Origin of the sequence: Shouchella oshimensis, from assembly GCF_002019765.1 — a bacterium.
In the GTDB taxonomy this organism is placed as follows: Bacteria; Bacillota; Bacilli; order Bacillales; family Bacillaceae_D; genus Shouchella; species Shouchella oshimensis.
On sequence record NZ_KV917380.1, the window covers coordinates 1050768 to 1069379 of the forward strand.

Consider the following 18612-nt stretch of genomic DNA (forward strand, 5'->3'; position numbering starts at 1 on the left):
TCCTTTTCTTAACGTTCTTTCTGAAGTTTTTTAATATCTGTTTGTCCAAAAGAATCGTTCCAATCCACAAGCTGAATGCTTTCTCGATTCAATGTTGACAGCAGAGCATCTTTTAATGTGACTTTTTTTAATGAATGAAAATAAGCATCTTGTGCATCTGAAAAAATGGCTTCAAGCTGTAGAGAACCAATTTTAGCAGCATCAGTTTCTGGAAAGACTCGTTCAATTAAACCTTCCGATCTCATAAAAGAGCCTTCTCCTTCAATAGCCCCCACAATATCAAGCATTGTAATCGACTCGGCTGGTCGAGCTAATGAAAATCCACCGCTATTCCCTGGTGTCGATTTAATTAATTCGTGAACGACAAGCTTGCGCATCACTTTCTTTAAATAAGAAGGTGAAACATTCAATCGTGTCGAGATGGTATCGCTTTTAACATATTGTTGATTTGATTGCGTTGCAAGCATAACAAGTATACAGACCGCTTGCTCCACACCACTTTTTACTTTCATTGTTGAATCGCACCCTTTTAATAAATTGCTCTTTGTTTTACTATAAAGTGAACAAGACAGCAACGCAAATGCTTTTTAAAAAAGAAAGGATGGATAGCCATTGTCAAATGAAGGATTCACATACCCACTAACGTTTATAGGATGCGGTAGTGCTTTTCATACAGCGTTAGGAAACAACGGCGGGTATTTTTATCATCAAGGTGAGTTAGGTATGTTCGACTGTGGAAGTGCGACATTTGAACGGCTTCTTCGCTTTGGTGTCTTAGAAAATGTTGAAAAAATAACGATCTTATTAACCCATACCCATCCCGACCATATTGGTTCATTAGGAGACTTTATTTTTTATTCGTATATAAAAATGACACCTGCATTTAAGGCGAAACTTTGCATAAAAGCACCACGAACCTTGTTGATGCATGCAAAAGACTTAGTGATGCGTATGGGAGTTGAAGAAGGACAGGCGATATGGCAACCATTAGAGGAGGGCTCTACTTTTGGACCATATAATGTAACGGCACTTCCTGCTGAACACGCTCCGCATTTGGAATGTTATAGCTATGAATGTGTACACGAAACGAAAAACGAACATTTTTATTATAGTGGAGATGCAAAAGATATACCTCAATCTGTTTTAAACCGAATAAAGGAAGATTATTATCAGATGGTTTATCAAGATACATCCTTTTTAGATTATCCTGGGAACGTGCATCTTTCGCTAACAAAGCTAGAAAGCCTAATTCCAACAGAAAAGCGTCGTTCAATATGCTGCATGCATTTAGATGAGACCTTTCCAATCGAAGAGGTCAAAGAGAAAGGCTTTCATGTTGCAACAGATTATCAAGTAAAAGAAGTGGCTAGAGGGTAACCCTCTAGCCATGGTTTACATAGATTTCCCTCATCGCATCTTCAATCGATTTGCCTTCTTCAAAGCGTAAATCCTCTGTATAGAACTCTTTCGCTACTGTCCCATCCTTTAATAATATGGCTTTATCAATTAGATGTTCAATATCACGTATTTCGTGAGTCGTTACTAAGATGCCTTTGTCTTCAAGAAACCCACTTGAAAAGAGCGAAGCGATTTCTTCTCGACTAAAAATGTCAATTCCAGAGAAAGGCTCATCCATTAAAATGTAATGGGCGTCTACGGATAAACCGAGAACGAGATTGACTTTTGCAACATTTCCTTTTGATAAATGACTAAGCTTTTGAAGCTGATCAAGTTTAAAAAATGTAAGTAGGTCGCTACATCGCGCATCATTCCAATTTGGATAAAAGTCTTTCATAAAGTCAATGGCTTCTTGGATGGAAAAACTAGGTGCCATAGGAAGTACATCTGGAATAAAGACAATGTCACGATACTGTTGTGCTCGTAGCGGCTCACCGTTTATTGTAACCTTGCCACTGTTAACAGGCGTTAAGTGCGCAATCGCTTTTAGTAACGTTGTTTTTCCTACTCCGTTAATGCCGATTAAACAGGTAATTTCTCCTTTTTCAGCAGTGAAACTAACTTGATCAAAAATCACCTTACGACCAAATGATTTGGAGAGCTTATCAACGCGAATCATAGGATGTGCCTCCGTCTTCATAACGCTTCCGAATGATTGAAATGAGCTCATCAACAGAGACATTAATTGTCTTCATCGAATCAAGAAAGAGGTCGACGGATTCGTGAATCAGCTCCGCTCGTATTTGATTTAGAACCTGTTGATCTTGCGTAATACGACTTGGTTTATTCCGTTCCGTTTCAATCAATTGTTGTTCCTCCATTTCTTTATAAGCACGTTGGGCGGTGTTCGGATTAATCTTTAACGTTGAGCCAAGCTCGCGACGAGAGGGGATCTCTTGGCCAGCAACTAAATGACCGAGTGCAATTTGTTCTTTAAAATGTCGAATGACTTGAATGTAGACGGGTTCACGGTTGTTAAACAATATGTTCATGTCTTTTTCGGTCCCCCTTATTCTTCTAACTGCATAGATGTAATCTGAACAATTCCATGCTCTTTTTCAATTGGTAGTTTTGCTGATAGTAATGAATTGTTATCCGAAACATGAAAGAGTTCTAATTGATATTCTGAGCCATCTTCCTGACGAAGCAACGCAAGCTGATGGTTCTGATAAGCAAAGGTACTTGTAAGACGCAAAGCAGGTAAATCTAATTCAAGCAGTTCTTCAGAAACGATGCCATCATCATTTAATGCGACGGTTAGTAAATGTCCTTTCGAATTTCGTTTTTCTAAAAGGTGAAAACCGTCAGGTGAAGGCGTAATCAATGTATCTTGATAGGTTTGACTTGTCTCAAGTGTAAAGAGGTTTTGTGATTGAAAGTGATAAATGCTGTATCCCATTCTTCCGTCTGAACGCTTATGGATGTAAATGGCTATAGGCTGATCTGGATGGAATGTAACAGTATGAGGTTCATATGTATATAGGAAATCCTCAAATTCTGCTCCTAGTCCCTCGATAAATTGTGGACCCACTATGGTATCTGAATGAACCACTGTATTTGTTGCTAAATCAATTTCGTATGCATTAAGAAAGCCTTCTTCTTCTAGGTACGTATAGTCTCCAGCTAAAAGAAGGAGTCGATCTCCTTGAATGATGCCATTAAGGTTTGAAAAGTAAAGTTGATCAATAGGGATAAATAGTGGTTCTTTTTCTTTCCCTAGTTTTTCCTTAGAATGAATCGTTAGAAATTGTTTGTACCCATCATCGTAGGAATCCTTTGATCCAACAGCAACCAAGTAGTCCTCGCTTTCTAGTACAAGGTTTCGTTCCATAGGTGGAAGCCTGAAAAATCTTCGATCCTCGTGTAAAATGTGTTCAGCTTGAGCGCTATAGCCCATGTGGCCATCAAGTGATTGATGAATAGGGCTATATGTAATTGAATCAGATTCTTTTTGGAATAGGTATGAACGAGAAGAATCTCCTATTCCATAGCCTTCAAATGAAAGCTGGTCTAGAAAATGGCGATCCCCCTCAACAAGCTCCCATTCAAGAGGATGCTGAACAAATCGTTTTTCATATGCGTTAACGGTAAAAACCGTTATGAATGTAGCCATAATAAAAAACAGAAAGAAACTAAGAAAAAAATACCGTCTCTGCCTCATTAAACCGTCACCTTTCGTTGTAAGAGATAGATACATAACAGACTAGAAAGAATGCTTGTGGCTACTAATGTGCAGCCGAATACAAGATAGACTTCTCTTTCAAACAAATGGAATTTCATTGATGTATAGGTACCAAGTCCATTTATTCCCACTGCTAAAGCCATATAAGCTGCACCAATAAACCATCCTTTTATCCGAAACGATCGTTCAATGACGATAGCAGTAAATAATACGGTTAAGAACGTGAGGCCAGTTCCATACATTAACAAAAAGGCTTTGAATGAAAGAGGTAAAATAACCGGATAGACTTGTGCAAATGTAGCAATTGATGAAAGTGCAAGTCCGTTGTTTTGTAAAAATTCGCTAGGTACAGTTAAGTGAACGAGTCCAATTCCACCAAGAATAATAAGATATTGAAGTGCAATCATACCTAAGACAAGACTGAAAATCGTACCTAATTTTGAAAAGTAAAGAGCCGATCGGTGAATAGGGAGTGTTAAAAGTCGCTGTGCCATCGGATATTTCCCAACCCAATCTCTGTACCAAATGAAGCAGCTATAAAGCAACAGAGCAGCAATGGACACCATGATAGAAGCAATGGTAGGGAAGCTGTGAAAGACATGGATAAAGGATATTCCATCTTGCTGGGCAATTTGATAGTATGTACGGCCACTTTCTCTTGCCAGTTCTTTATACATCTCCGCATAGGTATAGGAGCCGTACCATATAGAGAACAATTGAACGCAGGTAACAGCTATTACCAAAGCAAGGTAGAGCTTCCAAATGCGTTTGTACTCAAACATCATAAGCTTAATAATCGACATAACAAGCCTCCTGTATGTATTATCTAGTTCATACACTTTATGTGTGTATTATATGATTCATACAGTTGGATGTCAAATCAATTTCCTGTTTTTTTACACTTTTTTCTTGTATTTAATGAGAAGAGGGCTGTCATATTGCCCAATGTAAAATTACGAAATTCGTGTAGGCAACAATTCATTTTTGTCGTACACTAAGGATATTCTTAAAGAATTTGAGCATATACGTGATAAGCCATGTGCCTCATGGAAATGAATAGGAGGAAGACCGTCAATTGAGGGCAACGTACGATCGTTCATAGGCGGTTGATAGAATGAGTAGAGGACAGATAGAAAGTGCATTTCATACAGGAGATCACGACAACATTGCGATTTTTGTTGATTATGATAATGTCTATTGGACATTAATGAATCGCTATAATCATAATCCAAATCATGAGAGTGAAGAAAAAAATCTATTCAATTCTTTATGGGAACGTTATGGTCAGGATCAAGTGCGGACGTTTCGAGCGTATGCAGATTTTCAACGAATCCGATCTAGCTTAACGGATTTGCAGAAACAACGCGTTCAAATTCGCCATGTGTATTCAAATGATAAAGAGGGGGATTCTCGAAAGAATTCTTCTGATATTGAGCTTTGTATAGATGCAATCGAAATGACGTATAAAGATGAAAATATTTCGTGCTATGTATTTGTTACCGCAGATAGTGACATGGTACCGATTATGAGCCGTTTAATGTACAAAGGAAAGCGAGTCGAGCTCTATTATTTATCGGAAGCTGCACCAAAGCATACAGATATAACAAATTACTCTCATTATAGTGAGGATTTAAGAGAATTTTTACAGTTAGAAGTGAAAGAATATCATTTAGAATCTTATAAAGTAGATGCTTTACGGTTTATTGAAGAGTGGGAAGCAAGGTTTGGAACGGAAAACGAATTGTACCTTGGCGCACCGTGGTTGCGCAATCAATTTTCGGTAAAGTTCGGGATGCCAGCTAATTCTGCAAGTGAACTGATTGATTTATTAAAAATAGAAAAGTTAATTGGGTCGGAAAATAAAGAGCTGAAAAACGGAGATGTCAAGCCAAGTATTGCGTTAACAGAAGAAGGACGCAATTGGTTAGCGCCCTTAACGAAAATGTAATGATCGTATGATATGTTTGTCGAATCTTAAGGGTTGACTTGTAGATAAGTCTCTCATATTATAGGGATAGACAAATGATTCGTTACAATTCGATAAAACATTTATGCGTTAGACAAATTCGTTAGGAGAGGCAGGGATATACCCTGTCTCTTTTTGTATGCATTAGAACCTGTCTTCTATTTTTCTCTTCCCCGTTTATATGTTATTCAAACACCGATCTAAAAATTTTTTTGGTTCATAAAAAACAAGCTCCGCATATAGTAGAAAGAAAAAAAGGACGTTTACATGCATAGGTGTCCATTTTTTCGTCAAAACTAAAATAAAAACGTATCCAAATGAGGGATGACCTATGTACGGAACTCGTTTTTTAGTTGGCTTGTTTTGGGGCGTGTTATTAAGCATTCCCATGTGGTTCATTATTATTGTGACCCTTTTGTTTATACTCCGATAAAACAGATAGATGCACAAAATGGCGTTTATAGTAATGTTTGTGCAGCGTCTATGACAATTTCAGTACCACTAATATGTTTTGCTTCTGGAGATGAAAGAAAATAGACGGTATTAGCCACTTCACTTGGATCTGCTGCAGGTACAGGAAAAGGGCTTGTTTCTTTTTTAAATGTAAGGTTCTCTAAAGCAGCGTCATCACGATATGTCCGTTCATCAATACTCGTATTAATAGCTCCAGGACATAGTGTATTTACTCGGATGTGATAAGAAGAAAGTTCTAGTGCAGCCATTTTTCCAAAAGCAGCAATTCCTGCTTTAGAAGCGCTGTAGGCGCTCATTCCGATATTGGAAAAGGTTCTTGTTCCATTCACGGAACTTGTTAAAATAATACTGCCTCCGTGGTTTTTCATGAAAGGAATGGCATGTTTCACGGTTAAAAACGTACCTCGTAAGTTCGTTTGAATTGTTTGGTCCCACTCATCAGGATGAAATGCCTCAATGGAAGTTACTTTCCCATTTATACCGGCATTTGCAAATAATGTTGAAATGGACGAGGTATAAGTACGGATAGATGAAAAAATACGTTCCATCTCCTCATGATTTGACACATCTCCTTTGTATACAAGAATAGTGCGGTGGGGGTTTGCTTGTTTAAGTTCATTCAACTGTTCTTCATTTGTGTCGATTAGAGCTACTGGTACATGATGATGAATAAAGATATCTGCTGTAGCCCGACCGATTCCAGAAGCTGCACCTGTAATAACGGCAAAATGTTTCATGTCTATTCACCTCGTTTTCTTTATTCGCATGTAGTTCCCTGTTTTCACTTTTTTAAACAGAAAAAAAGAGTGATGAAAGCGCAACAACTACACATTCATCACGTACATAATGTCCCAGCCTGTAACAGACAAAGAGCCTCTTACATTGTGAAAATTAGCTACGCTTAGTGATAGTGAATTGATCATTTAATAGTAGCCAGTTTTGGGGGAAAGACAGCCCTAATTTCCAATAGCTAATACCGCGCAAGTCCTTTTCACGAATAAGGTTAAATTTAGCATTGATGGAGCGAGCATCTTCAAACCAAACCTCATGAGTGGCACCATCTTCATCTACATAAAAGTAATAAGGAGCCTGTGCGTTTTCATCGTATTGAATTACGGCATTGTTTTCACGTGCGTTGGTAATGGCTTGTTGTGGGCTTACAGCACGCGCATACTCACCACCTGGTTCATAGGGCAATGTCCAATCATAACCGTACAAATTTTGCCCGAGCATTATTTTTTCAGACGGCATCTCAGACAGAGCATAGTTGACAACATCGGTAACGGGGCCAATGGGGGAAACAGCGAGGGGAGGTCCGCCTGAGTAACCCCATTCATATGTCATTAATACAACGAAATCAACAATGGTGCCATGTGCACTGTAATCATGGGCTTCATACCATTGACCAGTTTGGGTTGCGCTTGTTTTCGGTGCAAGTGCAGTGGAAACGAGTAACCCTTGTGGATGCAATCGTTCAACTGCTTTTCGTAAAAATTGATTATAAGGCTCGCGCATAGTGGCTGGAAGAAATTCGAAATCAAAATGTACGTCTGAAAAACGTCCGACACGATTTGCTTCAGCAATGATGGAGTCCAACAAAGCATCTTGGAGGGATTCATTCTCTAGCACAGTTTGACCGAGATCGCCACTAAAGGCGCCATCTTCTAAATTTGTAATGACCATCATTAAGGATGCTCCCGCTTCACCGGCTATGTCAGGCAGAGAACCAAGGTTCAAATCGCTTAGGCTGCCATCTCGTTGAATTTGATAGCTAAAAGGTGCTAAGTACGTAAGAGAGGCTACAACACTTTGAGCTGCCATTATGAGGTTCTCGCTCAGTACGTTATTAATCGGCTCAATATAGGCGTTCGTCTCGATCGGGCTTTTTGGTGCAGGGGGAAAGTAAAGGCGTTGACCAGGATAAAGGTCTTGGTTAAGGTTAAGCTGATTTAATTGAACAATCTCTTGAACAGGCAGACCGTAGCGATAAGAAAGGAGAGTGAGTGTGTCCCCTGGCTGAACGAAGTAGTAGCGACCGTTTATCGGAATAACGAGTGCCTGCCCAACAACGAGCTCATTAGGTGCATCTAACTCATTGGCGGTAATAAGCGCTTCAGCTGTGGTATTGTACGCTTGTGAAATGCCGTAAAGTGATTCTCCTTGTTGCACAACATGAATTTGCATGATTTATCACCTCTGTAAGTACTCGTAATTGTTTAAAGATATGCGTGAAAGGTATAAAAAAGAAGAGAGTGAAGGGAAGCCCAAAAAAAGCCTGTCGATTTTTTCGACAGGCTTGGTACAATTTAGTCTTCGATTCGTGCTTCACGGAGCTGATGTCTAACGTTAGCAATTTCTTTTTCGAGAGCGTCTAACTGTTCAACGGCTTTAGTTACATTACCGCCAATTGTTTCTATTTTTTCGACGTCTCCTTGGATACGAATAAAATCACTCTTTAGTTCTGCAAGCTCACTTTCTAATTGTTGAACGGTTTTCATTCGTTTCACTCCTTAGAATGGACTAAAGAAAAAAGAAGGGAATTACCCCTTTTTTAAAATCTCAATAACGAATTGTGACCATGTTTCAAGGCGGCCGAATGTCTCTTCTTCGCTAAGTTGGTCAACTGTCAGCCACATACCTGCAAGTTGATTGGTTTCTTTTACTGTAACGGTTGCTTCTTCCGCTAGGTCCAATACAGACAAAATACCAATATGAACACGTCCGACATCATTTTCATCATCGTTAATAAGTCCAATGGTTTTCATACCTTTTATATGTGTAGGATCGAATTGAAGTTCTTCATGTAGTTCTCTTTCTGTATTCGCCTCAAGCATATCTTTAAAATCTGAAGACGATGTAGCGTTCATATGACCACCAAACCCAATGGATAACTTTTGATGTAGTCTCGCTTCGCCGCCACCTTTTAACCGTTCATATGCGTAAATAGCTGATCCTTTACGAATGACGACATATGGGATTGGTTGCTTGTATAACTCGTCTTCCTCTGCGTTTCCTCGTCTCATCTCGCTAAAATGGCGATTAATCCGATTCATAATGGTCGCAACTTGCTCATGGTTGCTAACAACGCCTTGAAATGCAAGAGACTCATCATGGAAAACGTGTTTACGTGGTGCAACAACAATCATTTCATCCATCTTGCCCATCATAGTACCTCCTTGTCAAAAAACGATTAACTTCTACATTATCTTATACTGTATCTTAAGACGCAAGAAGAAAAAAGAGCAAGATGATCCTGCTCTTTTTTCTTTAATCCGTACATTATGATGTTTGGTCGGCAAAAAAGAAATCATCGTCTCGTAATGGTTCAACAGTTGCTTTTTTATAACCGTTTCCTTTCATTGAGAAGAAATCATGTGATTTTGTCTTTGTATTTAAACCGTTCAAAACGATTGGGTTAATTTCTTCATCTTCAAAGTAAGGATCAAATCCAAGGTTCATCAGCGCTTTGTTCGCGTTGTAACGAATAAACTTCTTCACATCGTGTGACAAGCCAACTGGATCATACAATTCTTCTGTGTAGGCAAGCTCATTCTTGTAAAGTTCTTTTAAGAGATCAATTGAAAACTCTTTTAACGCTGTTTGCGTATCTAGTGTTTGTTTATTGAAAATTTCTTGTGCCAGTAAGCCGACGTATACGCCATGAATAGCCTCGTCACGGAGAATCAAATTAATAATTTCTCCACTTTGCATAAGCTTACCTTGCCCATAGAAATAAAGCGGGTAATAAAATCCACTGTAAAACAAGAAACTTTCCAAGTAAACCGATGCGACCATCGCTTTAAATAGTGAGATGTCATCTCCTGTTTGAATCGCTTTATAGAGAGAAACAATCGTATCTGCTTTTTTCTGCAAACGTGGATTTTCTTTTACCCATTCAAATACATCATTAATTTGCTCGGTTGTGGCAAGAGTCATAAAGATGTTTGAATAGGATTTTGCATGAACAGCATTTTCCATCATCGCCATGAAATTAAGTACCGCTTTTCGCTGATGGCCGTTCACATGTTCAGCAACAATAGGCATTCCTGTATTGCCTTGCTCCGTATCAAGTAAGGTTAGCCCAGCTAACACTTTCATATACGTATCCTTTTCGTTAGCAGATAAGTACTTCCATGTAAGAAGGTCGCCATTTAAAGCGACTTCTTCAGGAAGCCAAAACTGTTTAACGTTTTGGTTATAAAACATTTGTGTAAAATCATCTTCGTGCTTTGACCAATTTGCTGCGTCGTAAACGTGTGTCATAGGGTGCGCTCCTTTTTGATGTTAGACGATATAAGCTTTAAACGACACAAGATAGGCAGTCATCTTGGCCTGTATCTTTCGTTCGTGCATAGTAAATCGTTTTAACTCCTTTATGGTGTGCATAGAGATCAATTCGGTTTAGATCTCTTGTTGTCATGGTGTCTTTTAAGAATAATGTAAAGCTAATGCCTTGATCGATATGCTGCTGAATAGTCCCAATCATATCGACGACTTTAAACATGTCCATGTCATATGCTTCTTTAAAGAAGAACCAGTTATTGGCTGTTAAGCCTGGCATTGGATAGTACGTTTTTGAGTTTCCATATGTTCGTTCTTCAATACGCTCCATAATGGGCATAACACTTGCCGTAGCTGACTGGACATAAGAAATGGAACCAGTAGGTGCAATAGCCAATCGATAGCTGTGGAAAAGACCATGCTCTTGAACAAAAGCTTGTAGTTCTTTCCAGTCGTCTATTGTAGGAATGTGCATACCTTCAAATAGAGTAGCGACTTTGTCGTATTGAGGTGTGAAGTTTGTCGTAAGATAAGGCGTAAAATAGTCTCCTGTAGCGTACGTACTCTCATCGTAACGATAATACGTTTCGCCACGATCACGGGCAATCTCTGCTGAACGTTTGATGGAATAAAAGTTCATTGCCATAAAGAATGTGTTAGCAAAGTCACGTGCTTCAGGACTTTCATAAGCGATATGCTGTTCAGCAAGATAACCATGAAGGTTCATTGCACCAAGGCCGATAGATTTCATCTTCTCATTGGCATGGCGAACTGCTGGTGCATTTGTAATATTGGTTGATTCGGATACTCTTGTAAGGGCATCTGTTGCTAGCGAAACGGTTTGTTCAAGTGAACGATTTTTCATTACGTTCATTATGTTAATAGAACCTAGGTTACAAGAAATGTCTAATCCGATGTCATCTTCTTGATCATAATCATTATACGTTGAAACTTGTGAAGCTTGTAGAATTTCTGAGCAAAGGTTCGAGAATTTAACATTGCTAATATGGTTGTTTGCATGGGCTTTGTTCACATTATCTGCAAACATAATGTACGGGTACCCAGACTCGGAGCGAAGAATCGCAAGCTTTTGAAACAAGCGTCTAGGGTTAATTTTTTCTTTACGCACCCTTGGGTCATCTACTAATGTCTCATACATATCTTCCATATTCATTTCATCTAAGTGCTCACCATACGCCTTGTAGACCGTATGAGGATAGAAAAGGTACGCATCTTTATCTTCACGCATAAGTTCGATAAATTTGTCTGGAATGACAACGCCAATAGATAATGTTTTTACACGAACATCTTCATCAGCAGAAATCTTTCGTGTATCAAGGAAATCATTAATATCAGCATGGAAAATGTTTAAATAAGCCGCACCAGAACCTTGACGTTGTCCCATTTGATCTGCATAACGAAAGGCATTATCCAACAGTTTCATAACGCCAACAACCCCTTTAGTAGCGTTGGCAACGTCTTTAATCGCTTCACCTTTTGCACGTAACTTAGAGAGGTTTAACGCAACCCCCCCGCCAAGCTTAGATAGTTGCATGGAAATATCAACGGCACGACTAATATCGTTTAACGAGTCATTGACTTCCAGTAAGAAACAAGAGACAAGCTCTCCACGTCGTTTTCTACCTGCATTTAAAAAGGTCGGTGTTGCTGGTTGGAACTCTTGTGAGATCATGGCTTTCACAAGGTCTTTTGCTTTATTAACGTCGCCTTTACCAAAGAAAAGCGCGACGATAGCAACGCGATCTTCGTACCGCTCAAGGATTTTTGTTTTGTCATTCGTTTTTAATGCGTAATCGTTATAAAATTTGAATGCTGACATAAAAGAAGGAAAGCGAAACTTTTTATTGTAAGCAACATTCATGACTTCTTTTATTTCATCCATTGTATATAAGTCTAAAAGCTCTTCCTCATAGTAATCGTTTTTTACCAGGTACTCCATTTTCTCTTCTAAGTCATGGAAGAAGACCGTATTTTGATTCACATAATCGACAAAATAACTATGTACAGCCTCTTTATCTTTTTCAAATTGATACGAGCCGTCTTTTGCGATCATGAGCTCATTGTTAAGCTGAACCCACTTTGGTACTGAGTTTTGCGTTAGTGTTGTCAATAGAATGAACCTCCTGTATAAAGTGTGCAACATCTGTTGCTGTGCCACTTAATTCAAATTTATGAAGAATTGGTACGTGATACATCGTTGCAATTAAGTCTGCACTTCTTGCAAAACGATCGCCCCAAATGCGATTTCCACTTGCTGCAACAGCTACTAGCCATCTATGGTTGCTTTCTAGAAACTGGCGTGTTCTAGGAGACAAGTCACCAAATCCCGTCGTATATGTGAGAAGAACATAGGGCTCGTCCACACATGACGACTCAGTAATTTGTTCACATTCGAATGGTAATTTTTCAGTAAATCGCTTCACATTACCAGTTCTAGAATCGAAAAGTATCTTCATTAGTGAACATCTCCAATATAAATGATCTATATCTTTAATACCACATATGGTAGACGATAAACATAAATAAATCAACATATTGATTTTATCCCCAGCCTGTGGGAAAGTGAGAAAAACACGGTTGTTTCAACTCTTTCTTTGTGGATAAGCGTAATTTAACGTTTTTTCGACAAAGAAAAAACGCCCTACTTTTTGTAGAACGCTGTCCATTATAACGGAAATATTTTTGTTTAACATGCAAAAAAAGAAACACATAAGCTTATGAATCGATAAAAAATTCTAGAAATGCCTCTGACCAAATTTCATGTCCCTCATCATTAGGACGTAAATTTTGAGTAACGGATTCTAGCCCTTCGCCTGTAGGCCACGCTCCCCAATGATCAACATATGTACCTGGAAGTGTAGACGCTTGTTCATCAAGCACGTTTTTTCTTTCTAAATAGTGTAAGGCATTAGGAAAAGGGTTTGAAGGAACGACAATGATTTCAGTATCGGGTAACTCGCTTTCCATATGCGTTAGAAAAAGAGAAAGATTATCAAAGGATTCTTGTTCAGTAAATGGTAAGTAATACTGGTTATCGTTTAGTGAGAACGATTCAATTATAAGAACGGTAGGATCCGCTGCGGTAATGTCCCTTGCTGTATCAGCAATCAGAGAAGAAGAGACTGTTTCCCCTGAATAAGTTAATACTTCGTAATCAATGGTTGTAGTGTCAATCGCATGAGCGGTTTCCTCCATAACAAGGTTTGGCCATCCGTGATCACTTTCAGTACTCGTAAACGACGAAGATCCGACAAAAACCACTTTTTGACTAAGAGAAGGATCATTGTCTATGTGGCTTCCTAGCCAACCTAAAGAAACGGTTTCGTCTACGACTGATTCATCCTCTATTTCTTCGCTTGGCTTGGTTTCTTCAACAGGAATGGATGATGTAGCTTCATCGGCAATCTCTGCAATTTGCTGTTGATCATACATATAGCTTAAAATAATTCCTGTTATACTAAACAGAATAACAAGAGGGAAACCTATTTTTTTCAACATCATTACGTCCTTTCTTGACAATTATCTACAATCTATTATAGTCATGGTTGGCGAACATAGAAAGAGTTTATTTGATCCAAGGAATGTCATTGTCACCATCACGAAGCCGATTAATAAGGAGAAAACATGTCTACGAATAAAACAATCTTATTAAGTGTGTTACTCGTTATACGAAATGAAGAACGGTATATTGCGACGTTAATGGAAAACTTGTTAAAGCAAGAGAAAAATGGATTTGATTTTGAAATAATCGTTGTTGACGGTCGCTCTACGGACCGTACATTGGAAATAATTCAAGGGTTTGTTGAGCAAGGGCACCGAATACGTCTATTCGATAACCCGAAAAAAACACTACCAATCGGTTGGAATATTGGAATTAAAGGTGCTAGTGGGTCGTATATTTTGAGAATTGATGGCCACACAACTGTTCCAAGGGATTTCTTGCAGCGCTATGTCAACTGTATAAAGCGGCAGCCCAGTGCTGATGTAGTTGGAGGGATTATCCAATCTCGTGGTCTAGGGAAACAAGGGAAGATTAATGAATATGTCTATTCACATCCATTTGGAGTAGGGAATTCAAAATTCCGAACACTTGAAGGGAAGGAATGGGAAGGTTTTGTAGATACCGTACCGTATGGGGCTTATAAACGAGCCGTTTTTACTGACGTAGGTTTGTTTGATGAGCGATTAAAACGAAACGAAGATATTGAATTTCATAAACGGATGCGAGATGCAGGCAAGACTTTTTTCTTATCTACTAGTATCCAATCAACCTATTTTGTAAGACCGACAGTAAAAGGGCTGATTGATAAATCTCTCGGTGACGGCAAATGGAACATCATTGCGAATGCAGCAACACCTGGAGCCCTAGGGTTACGTCACCGAATTCCTTTGCTGGCGTTTTTAGCTGGTTTAATCTTACTGATTGCCTCGTTTTTAAGTACAAGTGCACTCATCTTGTTTAGTATTGTTGTTCTCGTATACGCGATTCTTAATTTAACCGTGTCGTATCCATGTGCAAAAGAAAACGGAATGGGCGCTTGGCTTCCATGTGCAGCAACTTTTTTCGTGCTCCATTTCGTACGAGGCTATGCATCATTTCAAGCGTTTTTCTCCCGTAGCTATTGGCGTATAAGACGTACAAATACGTGAGTATTCATAAATGATTGGAATGGTTTAGTTATGAAAGAATATGTGAAGAAAACAATCTGTATGGTATTTTATCAAACCTCTTTTTGATAAAAGACATTCGATCACACTTATGCTAAAATGAACCTTAGTTTAAAATTCTATGAAACTAGGAGTTAAGACGATGCCAAATATGATTCCAAACCGAGCGACACGCGCGCTTACAATGGTCGTGGATTTAGTATTAATTGTATTATCATATGGTCTTGCCTTTCTTCTTTTTAATGAGCAAATGACACCTAAGAACTATGACGCGTTTTTAGGGATTTTACCTTGGATTATTGTGATTAGCATCCTTTTTTTGGGTATTTATGAGCTTGATCGTTTAGTTCAATACGATGTATGGGATATTGTTAGGAAATTAGCTATAGCGGTAACGTTCATTTTGTTAATTACGATGACGGTTTCCTTCTTTTTCCGTGAGTTCGCCATGCCACGTTCAGTTCTATTATCCGCACATGGCATTGCCTTTATTGCTTTATTAGTATGGAAATCGGCTTTCACGAAATATAGCCAGCTATCGAGAAAAGGCAAAGTAATGTTTATCGGAACAGAAAAAGAATTTGAAGAAATGGAAGATAGCTTAGCCTCTTTCCTTTCAAAGAGTAGCTATGTTAGATGGTATGATAAAAAAGAATCGCTAGCCCAACTGCGCACACAAATTAACCAATTTAACGTCGTCTTCATTGGTTCAGAGTTAGAAGAAGAAAAGAAAGATCGTTTAATGTTCCATGCGATGAAAAATAAAAAGCTTGTCTATGTTGTTCCTAAAGTGAATGACATGCTGCTTATGAACACATCTGTGACAACAATGGATGACACGATGGTGATGCAAGTTAGACCATTTACGCTTTCATTAACACAGCTCCTCATTAAACGAGGGGTTGACATTGCTGCTGCTGTAGCAATGATTGTGGCTACATTACCTGTAATGGTTGTTACGGCAATTGGGATTAAGATTGAAGATCGTGGACCCGTATTTTTTAAACAAGAACGGGTTGGCAAAAACCATAAGCCGTTTAACATTTTAAAATTCCGTTCCATGGTCATTGATGCCGAATCAAAAACTGGCCCTGTACTAGCAAAATCAAATGATGACCGAATTACGAAAATGGGTAAATTCATCCGTAAAACAAGAATTGATGAATTACCGCAGTTGATTAATGTATTGAAAGGAGACATGTCTCTTGTCGGTCCACGACCAGAGCGTGAATTCTTTACGAAACAGTTTCAACGAGAAAACAAATGGTTTAATTATCGCCATGCTGTAAAACCAGGAATTACTGGCTATGCGCAAGTAATGGGTAAATATACAACAGACGCGGATAAAAAACTAAAATTTGATTTACACTATATCCGAAATTATTCTTTCTGGTTAGACTTAACCATCTTAATGCAGACCATACTTGTGGTGATTAATAAGGCGAAGTCAGAAGGAGAAACGAATTCAACAAAAGCGAAAACGAAAACGTATCCTAACCAAAGTAGCACACAGAGTAATTAAAGCTATGAATTTTTTTGTAAGATAATACCCTGCACATACACTGAGCAGGGTATTATTATGAGAGGAAGTTTAATTTTGAAAAACGATTACCCAATAATCCCGTGGGAAAGCGAAGCTATTAAGAAGCTACGAGCTAAATGTCAAAAGCCCACTGTTGTGGAGGAACCTTTTGCTCGGTTCTTTTTAAGAAGAATTTCTATTTACTTCACGATAATATTTAATAAACTTGGACTGACACCAAACTTTGTGAGTTTTTTATCGTTGCTATTCTTTTTCTTATGCGGTTTTACTCTTATCGAAGGAAGTCCATTAGCATTATTCATTTCATTTATTTGCTATGTATTAGGGTATCTGTTTGACTGTGTTGATGGTGAAATGGCTCGTTTAAGAAAAATCACCTCTCAAAAAGGTGCATTTTTAGATAATATTATTAGAGGAAATACCGTTATTATTTCGTTTGCCGTTATTCTTTCCATTGTTTATCTATGGGGAGTGGTTCCTCTAGGGATAGGCTTATTGTTATACACAGGATTTACATTTGCATTTTTAAGCTTACAAATTCCTTTATCTTACGAGCTTACTTTCACAAAAAAAGACGAAGAAGACCCGGTTTATCGATTAAGAAAAAGAACGTTTTTTGATCAAATTGCTTTTTGGACGGGAGTACCTGGTTTTTTTACTATTTTATTGATATTCATTCCATTTAATATTTACTTTAGTTCACCATCGATTTACTTATATTTCTTGTTGCTGTTCACAGTATTAACCTTTGCAAAAGCCATTTTAAGAGGTGTCCTTACTTATATAAGAATGTAACATTGGAGAGTTTAAATGAATAAACTATTAAGTGTCGTAAAAAGAGTGCCTATCGTATTAATCTATCAGCTGTCAAAATTGTCTCCTAGATCTAAGAAAATTATTGTGTTTGGAGGAGAAAACGGTAAGGCTTTTAGAGGCAATACAAAGTATCTTTATAAGGCATTTGTAAGGAATAGTAACTTTAAATGTGTCTGGATAACAAAGAATAAAAAGACATTGCGAACTATGAGAGAAATGGAGCATACAGTATATTCATCATGGTCATTAAAAGGGATATACTATCAATTAAGAGCTGCTACTGTTGTTCATTCTCACTCTATACATGATGATTTTACAAAGGTTTTTCTTGGCGGAGTTCTTTCAATAAACACCTGGCATGGTGTAGGTCTAAAAAAAGTTTGGGCCGCTCGCTCTCAGACATTTACTTATCGCGCAATACATGAAAAAAACAAAGTAAAGCGTTATTTTATGATGTTAGTAGAAAAAACAAATAGAGGTAAAGAAAATTATGTATTTTCAACGAGTGAAACTGTGTCTAAATTCTTTCCTGAAACGTTTCTGCTCTCTCAATCACAGCTTCCCATTTTAGGGCAAGTAAGAAATGATGTTTTCTATCAAAAGTCGATTGATGATGAAAGCGTTGATAAAAGGATAAAGTATTCTAAAACAGTTACATATATGCCAACTCACAGAAATCATGGTCTTGATGACCCGGATATTAATAATGTGATCGATTTTGTGAAATTAGATCAGATTTGTGAGGAAAATGATATTCTGTTTATCCTTAAACGCCATATGTTTAGTAAGGGGAAAATACCCGGTAATTTAAAGAACATATTAGATGTAAGTAGTGATGAGATTGAACCACAGATCTTACTGAAATATACCGATGTTTTAATTACGGATTACTCGAGTTGTTACACAGATTTTTTACTGCTGAATAGGCCGATTATTTTCTTTCCTTTTGATTTAGATAAATATTTAATGCACTCAAATGAAATGTACTTTAATTATGATGATACTACCCCTGGACCAAAGGTTACCACGTTTTCACAGTTGGTAAAGGAGATTGAAAATTACTGCTTACATAATGTGGATGAATTTAAAGAAGATCGTATTAGGGTAAGAGACATATTTTATTCTAAAGAAGTGCAGAAACCTGTTCTAAAAAGACAAGTAGATTTTATTCAAGAAAAGATACTCAGTTAACGACCTAAATTA

At 38.0% G+C, this 18612-nt stretch carries 19 protein-coding genes; 6 read left to right on the plus strand and 13 right to left on the minus strand.

Annotation, left to right across the window (positions count from 1 at the left end; translation table 11 throughout):
* Window positions 1-8: 8 nt before the first annotated feature.
* A complete protein-coding gene (locus BK583_RS05155; RefSeq protein ID WP_038482792.1) occupies window positions 9-512 on the minus strand; it encodes an Rrf2 family transcriptional regulator in 504 nt (167 codons plus the stop codon).
* Between the two features lie 100 nt (window positions 513-612).
* Between BK583_RS05155 and BK583_RS05160 the strand changes: the two genes are divergently transcribed.
* Window positions 613-1377 (plus strand): MBL fold metallo-hydrolase, encoded by a 765-nt coding sequence (locus tag BK583_RS05160; RefSeq protein ID WP_055736472.1) that lies wholly within the window; start codon window positions 613-615, stop codon window positions 1375-1377.
* Window positions 1378-1381: 4 nt separating this feature from the next.
* Here BK583_RS05160 and BK583_RS05165 read toward each other — a convergent pair whose 3' ends face one another.
* The 4 genes from BK583_RS05165 to BK583_RS05180 are packed head-to-tail and all read right to left on the minus strand — an operon-like array spanning window position 1382 to window position 4443.
* Window positions 1382-2077 (minus strand): ATP-binding cassette domain-containing protein, encoded by a 696-nt coding sequence (locus BK583_RS05165; RefSeq protein WP_038482786.1) that lies wholly within the window; start codon window positions 2075-2077, stop codon window positions 1382-1384.
* Window positions 2064-2450 (minus strand): GntR family transcriptional regulator, encoded by a 387-nt coding sequence (locus BK583_RS05170; protein WP_038482784.1) that lies wholly within the window; start codon window positions 2448-2450, stop codon window positions 2064-2066. The genes BK583_RS05165 and BK583_RS05170 overlap by 14 nt, the downstream gene beginning before the upstream one ends.
* Window positions 2451-2467: 17 nt before the next feature.
* Window positions 2468-3619 (minus strand): hypothetical protein, encoded by a 1152-nt coding sequence (locus BK583_RS05175; RefSeq protein WP_055736471.1) that lies wholly within the window; start codon window positions 3617-3619, stop codon window positions 2468-2470.
* Entirely contained in the window at window positions 3619-4443 is an 825-nt protein-coding gene (locus BK583_RS05180) for a hypothetical protein (protein WP_038482778.1), read from the minus strand. The genes BK583_RS05175 and BK583_RS05180 overlap by 1 nt, the downstream gene beginning before the upstream one ends.
* A 311-nt stretch (window positions 4444-4754) precedes the next feature.
* Between BK583_RS05180 and BK583_RS05185 the strand changes: the two genes are divergently transcribed.
* On the plus strand, window positions 4755-5588 hold the full coding sequence (locus tag BK583_RS05185) for an NYN domain-containing protein (RefSeq protein ID WP_038482775.1): 834 nt from the start codon (window positions 4755-4757) through the stop codon (window positions 5586-5588).
* 476 nt (window positions 5589-6064) lie between these two features.
* Here BK583_RS05185 and BK583_RS05190 read toward each other — a convergent pair whose 3' ends face one another.
* The 8 genes from BK583_RS05190 to BK583_RS05225 form a co-directional block, all read right to left on the minus strand.
* Entirely contained in the window at window positions 6065-6817 is a 753-nt protein-coding gene (locus BK583_RS05190) for an SDR family oxidoreductase (protein WP_055736470.1), read from the minus strand.
* 154 nt (window positions 6818-6971) lie between these two features.
* Window positions 6972-8264 carry a glycoside hydrolase family 18 protein gene (locus BK583_RS05195; protein WP_055736469.1) on the minus strand — a complete coding sequence of 431 codons (1293 nt, stop codon included), beginning with the start codon at window positions 8262-8264 and terminating at the stop codon, window positions 6972-6974.
* Between the two features lie 122 nt (window positions 8265-8386).
* Window positions 8387-8578, minus strand: coding sequence for an SE1832 family protein (locus BK583_RS05200; protein ID WP_038482763.1), 192 nt, complete (start codon window positions 8576-8578; stop codon window positions 8387-8389).
* Between the two features lie 42 nt (window positions 8579-8620).
* Window positions 8621-9244: a hypothetical protein gene (locus BK583_RS05205; protein WP_055736468.1), complete on the minus strand. Its 624-nt coding sequence runs from the start codon at window positions 9242-9244 to the stop codon at window positions 8621-8623.
* A 115-nt stretch (window positions 9245-9359) separates the two neighbouring features.
* Complete coding sequence (nrdF, locus tag BK583_RS05210; RefSeq protein ID WP_038482758.1) at window positions 9360-10343, minus strand: class 1b ribonucleoside-diphosphate reductase subunit beta; 984 nt, start codon at window positions 10341-10343, stop codon at window positions 9360-9362.
* A gap of 37 nt (window positions 10344-10380) precedes the next feature.
* Window positions 10381-12525, minus strand: a complete 2145-nt coding sequence (gene nrdE, locus BK583_RS05215; protein ID WP_078440055.1) for a class 1b ribonucleoside-diphosphate reductase subunit alpha — start codon at window positions 12523-12525, stop codon at window positions 10381-10383.
* The gene (gene nrdI / locus BK583_RS05220; protein ID WP_038482752.1) at window positions 12446-12838 is read right to left on the minus strand and encodes a class Ib ribonucleoside-diphosphate reductase assembly flavoprotein NrdI; all 393 of its coding nucleotides are present in this window, start codon (window positions 12836-12838) and stop codon (window positions 12446-12448) included. The genes nrdE and nrdI overlap by 80 nt, the downstream gene beginning before the upstream one ends.
* Window positions 12839-13097: 259 nt before the next feature.
* Window positions 13098-13877 (minus strand): SGNH/GDSL hydrolase family protein, encoded by a 780-nt coding sequence (locus BK583_RS05225; protein ID WP_134258686.1) that lies wholly within the window; start codon window positions 13875-13877, stop codon window positions 13098-13100.
* A 129-nt stretch (window positions 13878-14006) separates the two neighbouring features.
* Between BK583_RS05225 and BK583_RS05230 the strand changes: the two genes are divergently transcribed.
* The 4 genes from BK583_RS05230 (at window position 14007) to BK583_RS05245 (ending at window position 18600) form a co-directional block, all read left to right on the plus strand.
* The gene (locus BK583_RS05230; protein ID WP_055736466.1) at window positions 14007-15032 is read left to right on the plus strand and encodes a glycosyltransferase family 2 protein; all 1026 of its coding nucleotides are present in this window, start codon (window positions 14007-14009) and stop codon (window positions 15030-15032) included.
* A gap of 160 nt (window positions 15033-15192) precedes the next feature.
* Window positions 15193-16572 (plus strand): sugar transferase, encoded by a 1380-nt coding sequence (locus BK583_RS05235; RefSeq protein WP_236702402.1) that lies wholly within the window; start codon window positions 15193-15195, stop codon window positions 16570-16572.
* Window positions 16573-16629: 57 nt separating this feature from the next.
* Entirely contained in the window at window positions 16630-17388 is a 759-nt protein-coding gene (locus BK583_RS05240; RefSeq protein ID WP_055736465.1) for a CDP-alcohol phosphatidyltransferase family protein, read from the plus strand.
* A 15-nt stretch (window positions 17389-17403) separates the two neighbouring features.
* Window positions 17404-18600, plus strand: coding sequence for a CDP-glycerol glycerophosphotransferase family protein (locus BK583_RS05245; RefSeq protein WP_055736464.1), 1197 nt, complete (start codon window positions 17404-17406; stop codon window positions 18598-18600).
* Window positions 18601-18612 lie beyond the last annotated feature (12 nt).